Origin of the sequence: Bacillus sp. SA1-12, from assembly GCF_000981385.1 — a bacterium.
In the GTDB taxonomy this organism is placed as follows: domain Bacteria; phylum Bacillota; class Bacilli; order Bacillales; family Bacillaceae; genus Metabacillus.
Genome location: NZ_LATZ01000008.1, coordinates 93,929 through 108,407 on the forward strand (window position 1 = coordinate 93,929; position 14,479 = coordinate 108,407).

Annotated in this window: 14 protein-coding genes and 1 pseudogene; 7 read left to right on the forward strand and 8 right to left on the reverse strand. The window is 34.0% G+C overall.

Features of this window, described 5'->3' with window-relative positions:
- Nucleotides 1-14: 14 nt before the first annotated feature.
- A complete protein-coding gene (locus WQ54_RS33460; RefSeq protein ID WP_156177803.1) occupies nt 15-161 on the forward strand; it encodes a hypothetical protein in 147 nt (48 codons plus the stop codon).
- 199 nt (nt 162-360) lie between these two features.
- Here the strand turns inward: WQ54_RS33460 and WQ54_RS07595 are convergent, their stop codons facing one another.
- From WQ54_RS07595 to WQ54_RS07615, 5 genes are all read right to left on the reverse strand, one after another.
- The gene (locus tag WQ54_RS07595; RefSeq protein WP_046514344.1) at nt 361-1,281 is read right to left on the reverse strand and encodes an arginase family protein; all 921 of its coding nucleotides are present in this window, start codon (nt 1,279-1,281) and stop codon (nt 361-363) included.
- Nucleotides 1,282-1,585: 304 nt separating this feature from the next.
- A complete protein-coding gene (locus WQ54_RS07600) occupies nt 1,586-2,533 on the reverse strand; it encodes a nitronate monooxygenase family protein (protein ID WP_046514347.1) in 948 nt (315 codons plus the stop codon).
- A 229-nt stretch (nt 2,534-2,762) separates the two neighbouring features.
- Nucleotides 2,763-3,221, reverse strand: a complete 459-nt coding sequence (locus WQ54_RS07605; RefSeq protein WP_046514349.1) for a DMT family transporter — start codon at nt 3,219-3,221, stop codon at nt 2,763-2,765.
- A 16-nt stretch (nt 3,222-3,237) separates the two neighbouring features.
- A complete protein-coding gene (locus WQ54_RS07610; protein ID WP_046514352.1) occupies nt 3,238-3,666 on the reverse strand; it encodes a DMT family transporter in 429 nt (142 codons plus the stop codon).
- Nucleotides 3,667-3,741: 75 nt separating this feature from the next.
- Nucleotides 3,742-4,587, reverse strand: coding sequence for a MerR family transcriptional regulator (locus WQ54_RS07615; protein ID WP_046514355.1), 846 nt, complete (start codon nt 4,585-4,587; stop codon nt 3,742-3,744).
- A 373-nt stretch (nt 4,588-4,960) separates the two neighbouring features.
- Between WQ54_RS07615 and WQ54_RS07620 the strand changes: the two genes are divergently transcribed.
- Nucleotides 4,961-5,422, forward strand: coding sequence for an ester cyclase (locus WQ54_RS07620; RefSeq protein ID WP_046514358.1), 462 nt, complete (start codon nt 4,961-4,963; stop codon nt 5,420-5,422).
- A 415-nt stretch (nt 5,423-5,837) separates the two neighbouring features.
- Here the strand turns inward: WQ54_RS07620 and WQ54_RS07625 are convergent, their stop codons facing one another.
- Together WQ54_RS07625 and WQ54_RS07630 are read right to left on the reverse strand one after the other, a co-directional pair.
- A complete protein-coding gene (locus WQ54_RS07625) occupies nt 5,838-6,035 on the reverse strand; it encodes an alpha/beta-type small acid-soluble spore protein (RefSeq protein WP_046514360.1) in 198 nt (65 codons plus the stop codon).
- 456 nt (nt 6,036-6,491) lie between these two features.
- The gene (locus WQ54_RS07630; protein ID WP_046514362.1) at nt 6,492-7,328 is read right to left on the reverse strand and encodes an RMD1 family protein; all 837 of its coding nucleotides are present in this window, start codon (nt 7,326-7,328) and stop codon (nt 6,492-6,494) included.
- A gap of 363 nt (nt 7,329-7,691) precedes the next feature.
- On the opposite strand from WQ54_RS07630, the gene WQ54_RS07635 reads away from it, so the two are divergent.
- Complete coding sequence (locus WQ54_RS07635) at nt 7,692-8,021, forward strand: DUF3147 family protein (protein WP_046514365.1); 330 nt, start codon at nt 7,692-7,694, stop codon at nt 8,019-8,021.
- Between the two features lie 147 nt (nt 8,022-8,168).
- On the opposite strand, the pseudogene WQ54_RS07640 reads toward WQ54_RS07635, so the two are convergent.
- A pseudogene (locus WQ54_RS07640) lies at nt 8,169-8,780 on the reverse strand (IS110 family transposase); the annotation flags it as partial.
- Nucleotides 8,781-9,341: 561 nt separating this feature from the next.
- Here WQ54_RS07640 and WQ54_RS07645 point away from each other — a divergent pair.
- The 4 genes from WQ54_RS07645 to WQ54_RS07660 all read left to right on the forward strand — a co-directional run bounded on the left by WQ54_RS07645 (nt 9,342) and on the right by WQ54_RS07660 (nt 14,476).
- The gene (locus tag WQ54_RS07645) at nt 9,342-10,286 is read left to right on the forward strand and encodes a carbohydrate ABC transporter permease (protein WP_156177805.1); all 945 of its coding nucleotides are present in this window, start codon (nt 9,342-9,344) and stop codon (nt 10,284-10,286) included.
- A 17-nt stretch (nt 10,287-10,303) separates the two neighbouring features.
- Nucleotides 10,304-11,140 (forward strand): carbohydrate ABC transporter permease, encoded by an 837-nt coding sequence (locus tag WQ54_RS07650; RefSeq protein ID WP_046514368.1) that lies wholly within the window; start codon nt 10,304-10,306, stop codon nt 11,138-11,140.
- A 123-nt stretch (nt 11,141-11,263) separates the two neighbouring features.
- Nucleotides 11,264-12,607 carry an ABC transporter substrate-binding protein gene (locus WQ54_RS07655; RefSeq protein WP_046514371.1) on the forward strand — a complete coding sequence of 448 codons (1,344 nt, stop codon included), beginning with the start codon at nt 11,264-11,266 and terminating at the stop codon, nt 12,605-12,607.
- Nucleotides 12,608-12,760: 153 nt separating this feature from the next.
- Nucleotides 12,761-14,476, forward strand: coding sequence for a sensor histidine kinase (locus WQ54_RS07660; RefSeq protein WP_052737704.1), 1,716 nt, complete (start codon nt 12,761-12,763; stop codon nt 14,474-14,476).
- The last annotated feature ends 3 nt before the right edge of the window (nt 14,477-14,479 follow it).

The window sequence follows — 14,479 nt, forward strand, 5'->3', positions numbered from 1 at the left end:
CGGGGGTGCACATTATGGAAATTGATTATTTATCAAACTATCCAGAACAGGTAAAAGTAGTATCACAGATAATTTTCAGGGAATTTGTAGTGAAAAATGGTAGTAATATGAATTATGAGGAAGTATACGAATTTTTCTCTAATACGGAAGGGGCAGGGTAGTGTAAGCACAGTTTTTTACAAAATAAAAAATGCTGATTCACCAAAAAAGGAAATCAGCTTAAATTATATTGTTTATTTAATATCTTTCATTAGTTTACCATAGGCCTACAGGATTTAAATTCATAAAACACTTGCACTGGATATAGTTTTTACATGTATATTAATTGCTGTTTGAGAGCGAATATAAATATTCAAATTTTTATAATGTCCAGTGTACAATGGATTTGTCTTTTTTATTTATATCACCTATTAAAGGCAAGCGCTGTAACATATTTTGCAATGCCATTGCATCCCACGGGAAATGTTCTGTAATCCCTAGCCCTACAACATCATGGGCTTTTGCTACATCTTGAAGGACCCGTATAATGGTTTCCATACTAGAGGCTTGTGGAATTTGCTCCTTCATTTTCTCATAAGTAGCTGGATTAGCTACTAATAGGGAGCGAAATTCACGTAAATCGAGAACATCTAAATCAAAATGAACGATAACCTTAGAAGGTTTACGTGAATCCAGCCATTGAAGTACCTTAGAACTGTCTTCTTTAATATCATTTGGAGTTGCGATATCCATTTTTAGATCTTGTAACGGTTTAGAGTTAAGTGCTTCCATCATATCGTTCAATCCTACAAATAATACTTGTTCTGGTTTAAATGGACGAGGTACCTCTGCGACGAATTCCTTATCTCCAATCCCCAACAAATTAGCAAGTACGTGAGCATGATGGTTTGGAAAATCCTCAGGAATTGAAACATCAGGGTGTAAATCAACCCACAACAAAGCAGTATCCCCATCATATTTCTCGTTTAAGTAGGCAAAAGGAGCAAGTTCTACACCACAATCCCCACCAAGAACAATGATATTATCAGGACTGTGCTTTTGAATTAAACTTTTGGCAGAACGTGCTTGATTTAATAAGACACTCTTAGCGACAATACCCTGCTCTACTTCAAGGCTTGAATCTAAATCGACAGGTACTTCTTCAAAGGGACCATTCGTTTTAGGAGCAAGCCAGTTTAATAAATGAGCTCCAAGTACATATGGAGGATTGTTTCCACCTTGCCATTGTGGCATTAGTAATCGAAGGGTTTGACTTTTCGTTTCTTTGTTATTTTTCACCATATATCACCTTTCCTTCCTATTTCTCAATTCTCTTAAAAGTCATATAAAGAACCGTAAATCTTATCGTAACGATAAGGTCAATTTCTTTCAGGTTTTTTTACATTTTTTCTTTTTGCTTTTCAATCTTTGCAATCTATTCTGAGTGACGATAAATTAAACATTAATCTCACTCGTAAACCTATAAAAACTTTATGATAAAAAAGAACATCCCTTCAGTGACAAAGGAGTTAAGTAACAGTACAAACTTAACGTCTGAAGGGAATACTCCTATATAACTAATATAACAACAAAATTTTGAGTGTAATTACTGAATAAAGTCCGCCATTAATTCCTTGACGATTTCTTCACAACTCTTTACTTCTGTAATAACATCGATAGCTGTGTTCACAGAAACGATTCCTTCATCTAGCTTTCCTTCTAGCATTCCCGGTCGAAGACTCATTTCCTCTTCAAGGGGTGTTCCATTTTTATATCTACGCTCTAATTCTTGAGCTAATTTATGTGGTGTGGAACGTTGAAGGGACGACACAAAAACCAGGTCCTTCGCTTTTGAACGAATAATATCTTGTTTCGTAATGTCTGAAGCAGGACACTCTTCTGATACAATAAAACGGGTTCCTACATAAACCCCTTCTGCGCCAAGAGCAAATGCAGCTCTTACACCACGAATATCATTAATTCCACCAGTAGCCATTACCGGAATATTCACGGCGTCTACAATCGTTGGGACGATGGAGAAGGTTCCAATTTGGTTCTGAGGAATCCATCCACCTTCATCATAGCCCGTCGCAATAATTATATCCGCACCTGCATCCTCTGCGTTTTTTGCTGCTTCAGGTGTAGGCGTCAATTCACGGTGAATTAACGTGGCATTATGATTTTTAATTTGTTTAAATAATTTTTTGTTAACAAAGCCAACACTTAGGAATGCTTTAACTCCTTCTTCTAAAGATATCTTTAGAACGGTTTGTGTATACGCATCATCCGTACCCTCTTCTGGAGAGAAAATATTCACAGCAAATGGTTTATCCGTTAATGATTTAATTTTGCGTAATTCATTACGAAGTCTTTCTTCTGAACTAATCTTTTTAGATCCCTCAAATTTTGCCCCAGCATTAGGTCCTAAAACTCCCATTCCTCCTGCATTAGATACGGCGGCCACCATGTTCGCATCCGTAATCCAGCTCATAGCTGCTTGTATAATAGGGTATTGAATGCCCAGTATATCGCATATTCTGTTGTTGTTTTCCATAATAATCCCCTTTCTTTTCTATCTTTCATTTGGAAATCTACGTCACAAATCATAAACCCTATAGTAGGAACAGGGTCAACTCTTTTGTTTTTTTATTCTTAATGTAAATTTTTTACTATTAGTGAGCAATTGTTATCAGATATAAAGATCCTGTATACCAATATGGTATAAAAAGTGCTGCAACCATAAAAGGGTGTAGCACTTTTTTATTATTTAAATAGGTTAAGCATCAGTTTTCTTCATTTGAGCGTTTGTTTCCTTTATAAATGAAATAAAGTGCAACGAGTATAAACACTAGGGCAATAGCTCGGTTTAAGTCTAAAGGTATAACCATGCTATTAAACCAACCAAAATGATCTATAATCAAACTAATGATAAGCTGTCCAGCAATTGCTGCTATATTGGTTGCGATAACCCCAATTTTTGGGACAGCTGCAATAACTAAAAGCATATATAGGGCACCCAGGAACGCGGCGCTTAGCTGCCATTTAGGAGCATCAAATATATTTAAAAGTTTTCCAGAACCGAAGAATATAATGACGACCGCAAGAAACATGGAGCCCGTTATTAAAGTCAAAAGCGTAGTTTCAATCGCACCAGCTTTACGGCTGAGTGTACCATTTATTGAAGATTGAGCACTTAATAAAATACCGCCTATTAAATTTAATACAATCATTATCATACCCATGTTTTGTTTCCCCCTCCTAGTTAATTAGAATTAAGGCTATTAACATTGTCACGATCGCAAAGATTTTTTCTTTATTAACCCTTGCCTTCTTACTTCCGAGCCAACCGAAATGTTCAAGCACCATACTCATGAGTAATTGACCAATCATTACAGAAACCATCGTAATTCCAATACCAACGAATGGCACACTGATAACAATGACAGTTAAATAAATACCACCTAAAAGTCCTCCAAGAAGGGACCACTTTGGTGCCTGCATCGTATAGGAAAGTTTGCCTTTTCCCCAAAAAAGCCACATTAATCCTATAAGAATTGTGCCCATAAAAAAGTTATAAAAACTCGTTTCCAATTTTCCTATGTGCTTTCCCAGTTCAGCATATATACCTCCCTCAAAACTAAGGGCTGCTCCTGCTAATAAGGCAAATAGATAAGAAATATAACGCATTACATAAAGCCTCCTTTTTTTATGAACTATGGAACAAACAATAGACCCTATAGCAACTATAGGGTCAAGGGTGAATTATTTTTTTAGTACTCTTAATTCTGTGAGGAACTGTTCTTCTTTTGATGAACTGTAGTTGATAGGAAGGGAAACTTGATATACCTTTCCATCGGTTTGTATGCTATGAGATTCAATATAGTGGTAAAGTTTTTGATAATATGAAGCATAATGTTTGGTAGACCAATCAAAGGCAATACATACATATTCACCAGGTGGGAGTGTATCTAGCTTTATGTTTTCTCCTTTTATACTTACCTTTTCTCCTTTACAAATAGTTGTATAAATACTATCGAAATAAATATCATGAGAATCCTTATAAGACTTTAAATCATAAATGAAACCATAATAGTTATCCACCATATCTCCTCTTTCTTCGAGAACGTCAGCCAACTTTCGGACATATAAGTCTGGTGGATCATGAGGGGTAACTTGGGGCGTCTCCACTTTTAAAATGGTTTGTTCTTCTATATGGCGAAAATATATTAAGCCCTCTTCCTTTTTATCACATATATCTAATTGTTCGTTAAGCTGCCTCTTTCTTCTTTGAAGTAATCGCCGAGCACGTTCAAGGTTCTCCATTTCCTGCTCAATCACGCTTTCTTGTTCCTCAAGAAAGCTTTGCATATGTTCAGGGGTACATTTACTTGAAATGATACGATTGATTTCTTCTAATGGTGTTCGGATATATTTTAGATACTTGATAATATCTAAATAAAAGAACTGTTTAACATGGTAATAACGATATCCATTATCCGGATCTGTATAAGAAGGCTTGAAAATGCCAATCTTATCATAATAGCGTAATGTTTGAATGGAGATGTTGTTTAGACGAGCTGTTTCTCCAATGGAGTAATATTGCTTCATAAATCTTATCCTTTCTTCTCTGTTTCTTCTTAAAAATCTTTCTTTTACTATACACAATTACAAATGAAATGCTGTATAAACTGACTTGGGAAAATAGACAAGCTGTTGAAAATGAGTTTTATCCCTATGATTATGAAGGGATTACTTTTGTAAGAGTTAATATAAGAATATTTAATCTTCATCATACAAATCTTATGGTATATAGAATTTACCTATCTGATATTGATAATCCAGCATCAGTAAAAAATTAACATTAAAAATAACGGAATAAAAGAGTTGACCCTATTCTTACTATAGAGTTTATGATTTGTGTCGTAGAGAGCTACTACTAATTAAGCAAAAAATATTTAAAGTGATTTTAGGAGGAACTATTTTGAATAAACTAGAGAATAACAAAGAAATTGTTCGAAAATTTATTACAGAGGCTTTACCAACTAACGATGTAGATTACGTTCGTCAAGTAGTCTCGAAAGATGCTGTTACACATAGAGCTGGTTTTGCGGCTCTTTATGAAGCTACTGGCGATGCAATTCCGAAAAAAGGGAATTTTTTAGAGTGGATGAAGGAAGGTTGGGCTGTACTTCACGGTGCATTAAGTGATCAAAAAGTTGAAATGAAATATGTTGTTGCAGAAGGAAATAAGGTAATTGCACAGTTTCATTATTATGTAACACACAAGGGTACATTTGTTGGAATGCCTGCTACTAATAAGCGTATAGAGTGGGATGAAGTTGGTATTTTTGAATTTAATGATGATGGACAAATTACTGATATGTGGTACATGTGTGAAGAAATCAAATTGGCAATGGAAATAGGTTTTAAACTAGACAAATAAAAATTGGTTGATGTTGTCAAAAAAAACATTAGTAACCCCGAATGCTAAATATTCTTAAATACAGAAAAGATAATAACAACATAGATTCATTATAAAAGATATTTGTGTTTAAATTTAAGATCAATTTCTCTACCTAAAAACCCTGCTAAGAAAAATTCTTGGCAGGGTTTTTGGCAGGAAACGAGTTAGCTTGTTTATCTGTAGGGAGCGTTAATCCTAGAAGTAGTAATGCTCTTTTTTTGTTTAATTTCGTCAGGTACTATCATGGCAGCATTCCTGTAATAAAAGTGTGAAAAAGAACGAGTTTGTGAAAAAATGTACTTAAAGTAACGGGTGCTTTAGTTGAAGAAGGAGAGTTTATCTAAAAAGGCATAAAATGGAGGAGAAGTTCTTTCTCCTCTTTAATACGAAAAAATTAGAAACGCCCCATTGATTGCTGAGCCATTGCAACTAGGCGTTTAGTAATTTCTCCACCTACAGAACCGTTAGCTCTTGAAGATGTTTCAGCACCAAGGTTAACACCAAACTCTGATGCGATTTCCAACTTCATTTGTTCAATAGCTTGTTTAGCACCTGGAACAACTAATTGATTACTGTTATTATTTTGTGCCATTCAAATCATCTCCTTAAAAGATTGTAAGAATTAGATTTTGCATTTGCTTAATTAGTTTGATGTTTTAAACAAAATCTATACATAACTATCCTCGTAATAGCAACAGGGGAAGAATAAAATAAAATTTAACTTCGTGTATAATCTTATTTTACGAAGAAATTAATTCTCTATTAGCTAAATAAATAACCATTTTAGCTATCTTCAACAATCGGGCGTTACCCTTGAATAAGGGTAGTGCTCTTTTACATTAAAGATTTTTATTAGTTTGGTTATCAATGTTGTCGGTAATAATAATTGGTTTTGTTGTGTTACGATTTAGAAGTGCATTAACCTTCCTTTGGAATGTTCCAAAAGAAGTCTTCCATCAAAGGGAGCAAGAGTTGAGGAACAAGGGTTGGTGCAGCCCTTTTTCTTTGCTGTTGTTGGCTAACGGGGCGGTTGAATAAGATTCTGGATTCAAGGAATCCATCCTACAATTTCTAATATCGTCAAGACAATCTCAAAAACAATGAGAATCACAATGATCCATTCAACGAATAGTCCCCTGATTGAATGGCTGATGTTAGAAAACCCATCCATAATGTTATATAAAATCTCGGTTTTACTTTTCAAGATTTTATACCGATCATTCAATTCAAAAAAATCCAGCATACTGTCATAAAATTCGCCGGCAATGCTGCTTGTCCATGTAATATCAGGTTTATCCAGAATCATGATATACGCAAGGGTGTTATACTCGTGACGTAGGATTTTTGCCGTCGTTCTCGCTAGTTCCTTGTTGCCGATTCTCAGATTGCCCTTTTCCAGTCGGTCTATCATGGTTTCGAGCTTGTCGTGGATTCTTCCGAGTTGTTCCTCTGTTTTTTCGAGGGCCACCGATTTTGCGAGAACAGTGGAAATTAATTCAGGGTAGAAAAATTCATATTTAGGCACCACTACATATTCGTCGGTCAACTTGATGTTTTCAGTTTCTTTAAAGTGAAGGCTGTAATCGTCCGTATATCTATCTACATAGACGAGATCAATGTCCGGCTCGAAAGAATGGATATAGGTTAAAAACCCCTTTATCTCATCGGCGTGTGAGTAATTAATGAAGACAATGCTGCCAAAGGAAAAAATCAGCACCTGTTGCGATTCGTTCACATTTTTATTAATAATGGAATTTAGAATATCGCCTTTTAGGATTAAAGGCTCTTCCCAGGTGAATTTTTTGGGAATGCCGCAATGAATGGCGATTTTGTTCAAATCAATTTCATTAGTGATTGCAAATGCTTTAAAGGTAATTGGGTTCATTTATATCACTCTCTTCAACAAATTGGTCTTTTTTCGATTTTATTCTATCTTTACAAAAACATGCTTAAAGAATAAAATTTGGTTCAAAGAGAGTGTTAGCCCAAGGACGTCGGGCTAACAATTTTTTGATATATACCATGGTTTTTAAGGAATGGTAGTGTTTAGATTAGTATAAAGATTGTGAAATTTTTCAATAGAAGCTTTAGTGATCTTCAGCAAAATGGCGCTTTTCTGAAATAAGGAAAGCGTCTTTCTTTATGAAAAGGGGCATTTTGTTGAAGAAGGTATTTTAAATTTTCTATAGAATACTGATTATTTAGAGCTTAGTTGAGTTGAGATTAGAGAAGGGTGAGATGAGTTGAAATGTTCTTAATTAAAGTAGTAGTATCAGCTATTATTATTGCTTTGGTTAGTGGTTTAGCAAGAAAAAATCCTTTACTTGCAGGGTTTATTGCTGCATTTCCGATAACAAGTATGCTTTCAATTGCTTGGTTATCATATGAAAAAAGAAGTGAATTAGAAATCTCAAAATTTCTTATAAATGTACTATGGGGAATAATTCCAACAGTATTATTTTTAGGAATTACCGTGTTGTGTTTAAAGAAAGGAATAACACTTGTATTTTCTTTAGGTATTGGATTTGGATTATGGTTAGTGTTTACTATGATTTTTCAACGGATTGAAATAAGTTAATTTTATTCCACAAAACCAGCTAATAGTTGTCAACATTTTTCAATAAAAAAATGAAAAATTAGATGATATACTAAAAATGAGTATGCCAAATAACCTTTCTGATTTTCATTATTGGAAGGTTTTGTTTTATGTTGTTAAATATAGCTTTTAAGCTAATTCTTGGAAAGTGGTTTTGTTCTTTAAAAGCGCATAAATCAAGTGTAAAAGCTTATTAACACAAGCAATTATCGCTACTCTATAGGGTTTACCTTCATCGCGTTTTTTATCGTAAAACTCTCTTAATTTTTTGTTTCGAGGTATAACGGTATCGCTCGTCTTTTGTTTACGGGCATCTCGAATTCCACAGTACACAGCCATATATAATGCTTGCCTTAACCTTCTAGATCCTCTCTTCGTTATGCGATTGTTGGTCGCTGTAAACCTTCCAGAAGAGTAAACACTAGGATCTATTCCTGCAAAGGCAACTAACTTCTTTGGATGATTAAACCGATCTATCTCTCCAATTTCTGAAATGATTGTTGCCGCAATCTTTTCTCCGATACCAGGGATAGACTGGATAATCTTATATTCTACTATTTCTTTAGCGAGGGCATCTATTTCTGCTCCTAGTTGCGATAGGTGCTCTTGATATTGAAGAACGATAGTAATTAACATCTTTAGATTAAAAATATGGCTTTGATACAAGTTGTTTTGAAATGGGTTACGTAATGCAGCTTCAATAAGTTTTTGTGCTTTTTCTTTCGCCCACTTTTCTGAACGTCTCGTACATAACGACGCAATATAAGATGAAGTATATACCCCTTAATAATCAAGTCTACAATGGAATATTCGCATTTTCGCCCTTTGGATGAATTTACGGATATTAGAGAATGGGTATTTTGAATACGATTGAACGTTAAATATGAATTCCGGAATTAACCTGTAGGTTCTAGAGGACTATAAAAACTTTTTCTCCATTAGGGAACACCGGTTATATGGAAAGATAACACACCTATTGAAATTTAGCTGAGAGAGCGTTGATCATTCCTAAGGGAGAAGTGATAGACATAAAAGTTAAAGGGATTGGTCAAGTTCCAATGAAGTATAGTAAAAGTTTTTAATATTTATAATAGAGAGGGCTGTCTTTAAGTATAGACAGCCCTCTCTTTCTTTGGAAAGAGGGGATTAGAGGGAATGATAAAGTTGAACTAAAGTTTTTCAGGTTAGTCAATATCTTCAAAAAAGAATGTAAAAATTTTGCACATATAGGTCAGAATCGTTTTTTAGAGGTAGGGAAATTGTGTATTATAGTAAGTTTATAAATGAACAGGGGGGGCGCAAATGAAGGGCACTGTTGAGATAAAAAAAGAAAATTCGAACCTTTTGGTTAAAAAAACAAAATGGTCAAACTCCCGCAAGGAGGCACTTGTAGGATGGCTATTTTTATTACCTGAACTTGTTGGAATGTTATATTTGTATGTCTTTCCAATTATATTTTCATTGGTTATTAGCTTTTCAGAATGGAATTTAGTCGGTGGTTTTTCCACTATTAAATTTGTTGGGTTAGATAACTTTCAGAAAATGTTCCAGGATGAAACGGTTTTTATCGCTTTAAAAAATAATCTTATTTTTACGTTTCTATCCGTTCCAACTGGTATGGCATTGGCATTAATTCTTGCCGTCATTATCCATACAAAAGTATATATGAAGGAATACTTTAAGGTTGCATTTTTTATTCCGTATATTTCGTCTATTATTGCTATTGGGGCTGTATGGAGTGCATTGTATCATCCTTCAAGTGGACCAATCAATATGTTTTTAAAAAGTATTGGATTTGAAAAAACACCGTTATGGTTAGCAGATCCGAAGTATTCACTGATTGCCATTATTATTATTTCTGTATGGGCAATCATTGGATATAACATCATCATTTATATAGCTGGTCTATCTAATATTCCTGATGAGTTATATGAGGCAGCAAGCATTGATGGGGCTTCTTCCATACAAAAGTTTTTTAACATTACATTACCTATGCTTGGACCGACAAATGTATTTTTATTTATTACTTTATTAATTGGATCTTTTAAGGTATTTGACTTAATTGCCTTCCTTACAGATGGTGGTCCTAATAACTCATCAACAGTTATTGTATTTAGAATCTATGAAGAAGGATTCCGGAATTTTAATATGGGATATGCTTCTGCTATATCTTGGTTATTGTTTATTGTTGTAGCTCTGATTACGCTCATTAGCTGGAAAATTCAAAAGAACAAGGTACATTATTAAAGGAAGGGGGACTATGAATGATTCAGAGAAAAATAGATATACAAAAGGCTATTACAACTATCATACTACTTGCTGTATCAATCTTTTTCCTATTACCATTATTTTGGATGACTTCAGCAGCATTTAAATTTGAAAAGGATGTTATGGTTTTTCCAATAGAATGGATACCAAGTTCTTGGAATGTCATTGAAAACTTTAAAGCTGTATGGATGGCGAAAATTCCTTTCTCTCTATTTTATCTTAACTCCTTAAAGCTTTCGATCATTATGACGGTGGCCACACTTCTCTTTTCTTCTATGGCAGCGTTTGCTTTAACGAAGTTACAATTTAAGGGAAGAAATTTAATGTTTGGCTTACTACTGAGTTTTATGATTATTCCTGAGCAAGCCACACTTGTTCCGAGATTTCTATTATTAAAGTGGTTAGGACTATATAATACACATGAAGGTCTTATCTTAATGGGGATGTTCTCAATCTACTTTACATTTCTTATGAGACAGTTTATGCTAGGAGTCTCTAATGAGCTGATAGAGGCAGCAAAGCTTGATGGGGCAGGGTATTTCACGATCTTTTGGAAAATTATTCTACCTTTGTGCAAACCGATTATTGCAACAGTTGGGATTATTAAATTTATTTGGACGTGGAATGATTACCAAAATCCACTTATCTTCTTAATCGAGAAAAACTTGTATCCAATCACATTAGGTATGCAATTATTTAAGGATGATTATGCAGATAACTATGCAATTCTAATGATGGCTTCACTTTCAGCTATCATACCTTTAGTGATTATCTTTATCATTTTACAAAAACATGTAATTAAAGGAATCGCCCTTGGAGGAGTAAAAGGATAACGAGATGACATCAAAAAAAGAGTAAAAATTATACACGCATAATGCTAAATAATTCACGTTCTTTTATTTGAAATAGATTTATAATTCAAAATGTAAGCGGTTAATAGAGAAGGGGGAAGAAAGATGAAGTTTAAGAGAAAAGCTGGTTTGGTAGTTAGTAGTACCATTCTTGCCGTGTCGGTTTTAGCTGGATGTGCTTCTAATAAGGGAAGTGAACAAGCTACTTCTGGCGATAAAGATGAGGTTGTAACGATCAAGTATTACAACTGGGATAATGAGATACAGGCTGCTACTACTGAGCAGTATATTGAGCAGTTTGAGAAAGAAAATCCAAATATTAATGTAGAATCTGTATCATTAGTACCAGGGAACTCACTAGAAACACTTAAAAAGTTAGACGTTCTAATGGCTTCTGGTGAAAAGGTAGACCTGGTAATGCTACCACATGCGGATGCTGTATTCGAACGTACAGCTCAAGGTGTATTAGCTCCTTTAGATGAGTTTTATGAAAAAAGTAATTTAAATCCGGAAGAAGAATACTATGTGAATCCGCAATATGAAGGGAAATATTACGGAATTCAAAATAATGTTGTTCAAAACTATGTTCTTCTTAATAAAAATGCATTAGATGAAGCGGGGTTACCAGTACCTAAACTGGGATGGACATGGGATGACTTTGCAGAGTATGCGAGAAAACTAACAAAAGGTGAAGGCGAAGAAAAACAATATGGTGCATACTTCCACAATTGGTCTCTATATGCAAATCCTATGGCACAAATCCAATTTAAACATCCGTTTTTAACGGAAGAAGGTAAAACAAACTTTGATGACCCTACATTTGAATACTTCTTTAATCTTCGTCGTACAATGGAGAAAGAAGATCAATCGATTAAGCCTTATTCAGATGTAATTGGAGCAAAGCTTAATTATCGTACTGAATTCTTTAATGGGGATGCAGCAATGCTGTTAACTGGGACTTTCACAATTAATGATCCAGGCGATCTTGAAAATTACCCACATGATTTTAAAACAGCGTTTGCACCAGTTCCATTATATTCAAAAGATGATAAACCGGAAATATTTATGGGAGGAAACTTCCTATCAATCGGTGCTAACTCAGACAACAAGGAAGAAGCATTTAAATTTGCACGTTTTATGTCAACCAACTTAACTGAAGCAAGAACGGAATTACCAGGTTGGAAAAAGGGTGATGTAAAACCATTAGTTGAACGTTTTATTAGTGGAAAAGAAGATATGTATGATGTTGAATCCTTAATGTACACGCTATTTGAAAGTGGAGTTGAACCATTACCGACTTCAAAGGTTTCAATTACTTATGGAAGTCAACTAGATCAAATTTTAACAGATGGGTTTAGTCAATTCATTTTAGAAGATAAGTCAGCTAAAGAGGTTCAGGACTGGATGGTTAAAGAAGCAAATAATGTAATTGAAGAAAATTCAAAATAGTAGTTACGTCTTAGAAAGGGCACCCATAATGGTGTCCTTTTAGCTATACGTACCATACTATTGGGAAATTCAGGTGACTATTGCACGATTTCAATATATGATATATTTTTAGAAAAGAATCTTACGTAAAAAGTAATAGAAATGAGATGAATAATGATGTTTAAAAATAGTTACTACTGGAAACTTCAGCTTTCCTTTCTTGTATTAATCTTATTACCGATTGTGGCACTTTCATTTCTTTCCTATTCTAATACGAGAGATTCCGTTATGCATGAAATTCGACTTACGAATCAATCAGTTTTAAATATAATGGAAAAAGATATTTCCAAAAATCTGGACGATATTGCCTATGCATCCCACTTGTTTTCAAATAATAGTAGGATTAATGATAATCTTCGAGATTTCTCTACTATGAATGATATTAAATCTTATGAGGATTATAAAACTTATTTGAGTGTACGGGAATCCTTTGAGTTAGTATCAATAAAGATCTTAAGTACTGATATTACGATGTTCGTTGTGAATAAAAACAATTTTATCATACCATATATGGATATTGTGAATGGAAAAACTGGAGCTTTTCAAGAATTGAACGGCCATTGGGAGATGGTCAATTCCCGTGTTAATTTTTCAATTCCGAATAAGCTACAATGGCTCGGAGTTATAAACCCTGAAAATGAAAACGATTCCTTTTATTATTTTGCAAGAGTTATACGTGATAAAAACGACGGTGATTTATTATCTACACTCTATATTGGAATCTCGAGTAAATACTATGATAAGATTTTTAGCAACTCTAAAACGGGTAGTTTTGCACTTTTTGATAAGAGTGGAAATAGGATTGCAGGGAATACATCCTTAAAGATGAATCTTCCTGCTTCGAATAACAATATTCGAAATGAAATCATGATCCCAAAAACAGAGTGGAAACTTATACATGAAACGAAAAATGAAGCAATAACAGGACAATTATCCAAAACTTTCAATATTAGTATCCTGATTTTCACCATCTTTTTTCTGATTTTTTTGTTTATTTCATTCATTATCGCAATAAGACTCCATAAACCAATTAGAAACTTGACGAATGTTGCAAAAAAATATGGAAAAGGAAATAGAGAGGTAAGATATCATGTTGAAGGTAAAGATGAAATAAACCAGTTGGGTCAAACCCTGAATATCATGTTAGATCAAATAAATGATTTAATTAATGATATTAAGCTAAAACAAGAGGAAAAACGAGTATTAGAACTCCAAGCGTTATTCGCACAAATTCGGCCTCATTTTTTACTAAATACACTTAACTCAATTAAAATTAGCTTAATTTTGTCAAATGACAATTTTCATAGCCAAAAGATCGACTCACTAATGGGATTGCTTAGGGCTTATATGAAAATTAATGACCCGTGGACCATACAGGATGAGTGTCATATGCTTCATCATTATATTGAAATTATGAAAATGAGAACCGATTTACAGTTGGATTTATATGTATCTATTGATCATGAAATTAGAGATTTTGAGTTACCTAGACTTATGCTTCAACCGATTGTTGAAAATGCCATTATACATGGGTTTATTGAAGTAGAAGAATCGAATGGTGAAATTAGGATTGATGCAAAATTGGTTGAAGGGTTCATTGTCATTTCTATCCAAGATAACGGAATAGGACTTGAGGAATATGAAATGAAGAAATTAAGATCCCTGTTACAAAATGAAAATCAAGACACGTATAAAAGAATTGGAATCGTAAATGTATTAAATAGATTACAGCTAACCTTTGGCGAAGATGCTTTTATTCATATTAAGTCAAATAAACTAGGTGGATTGGCTGTTGATCTTCACATTCCAAAAAGAAATAATTTTTCATAAAGG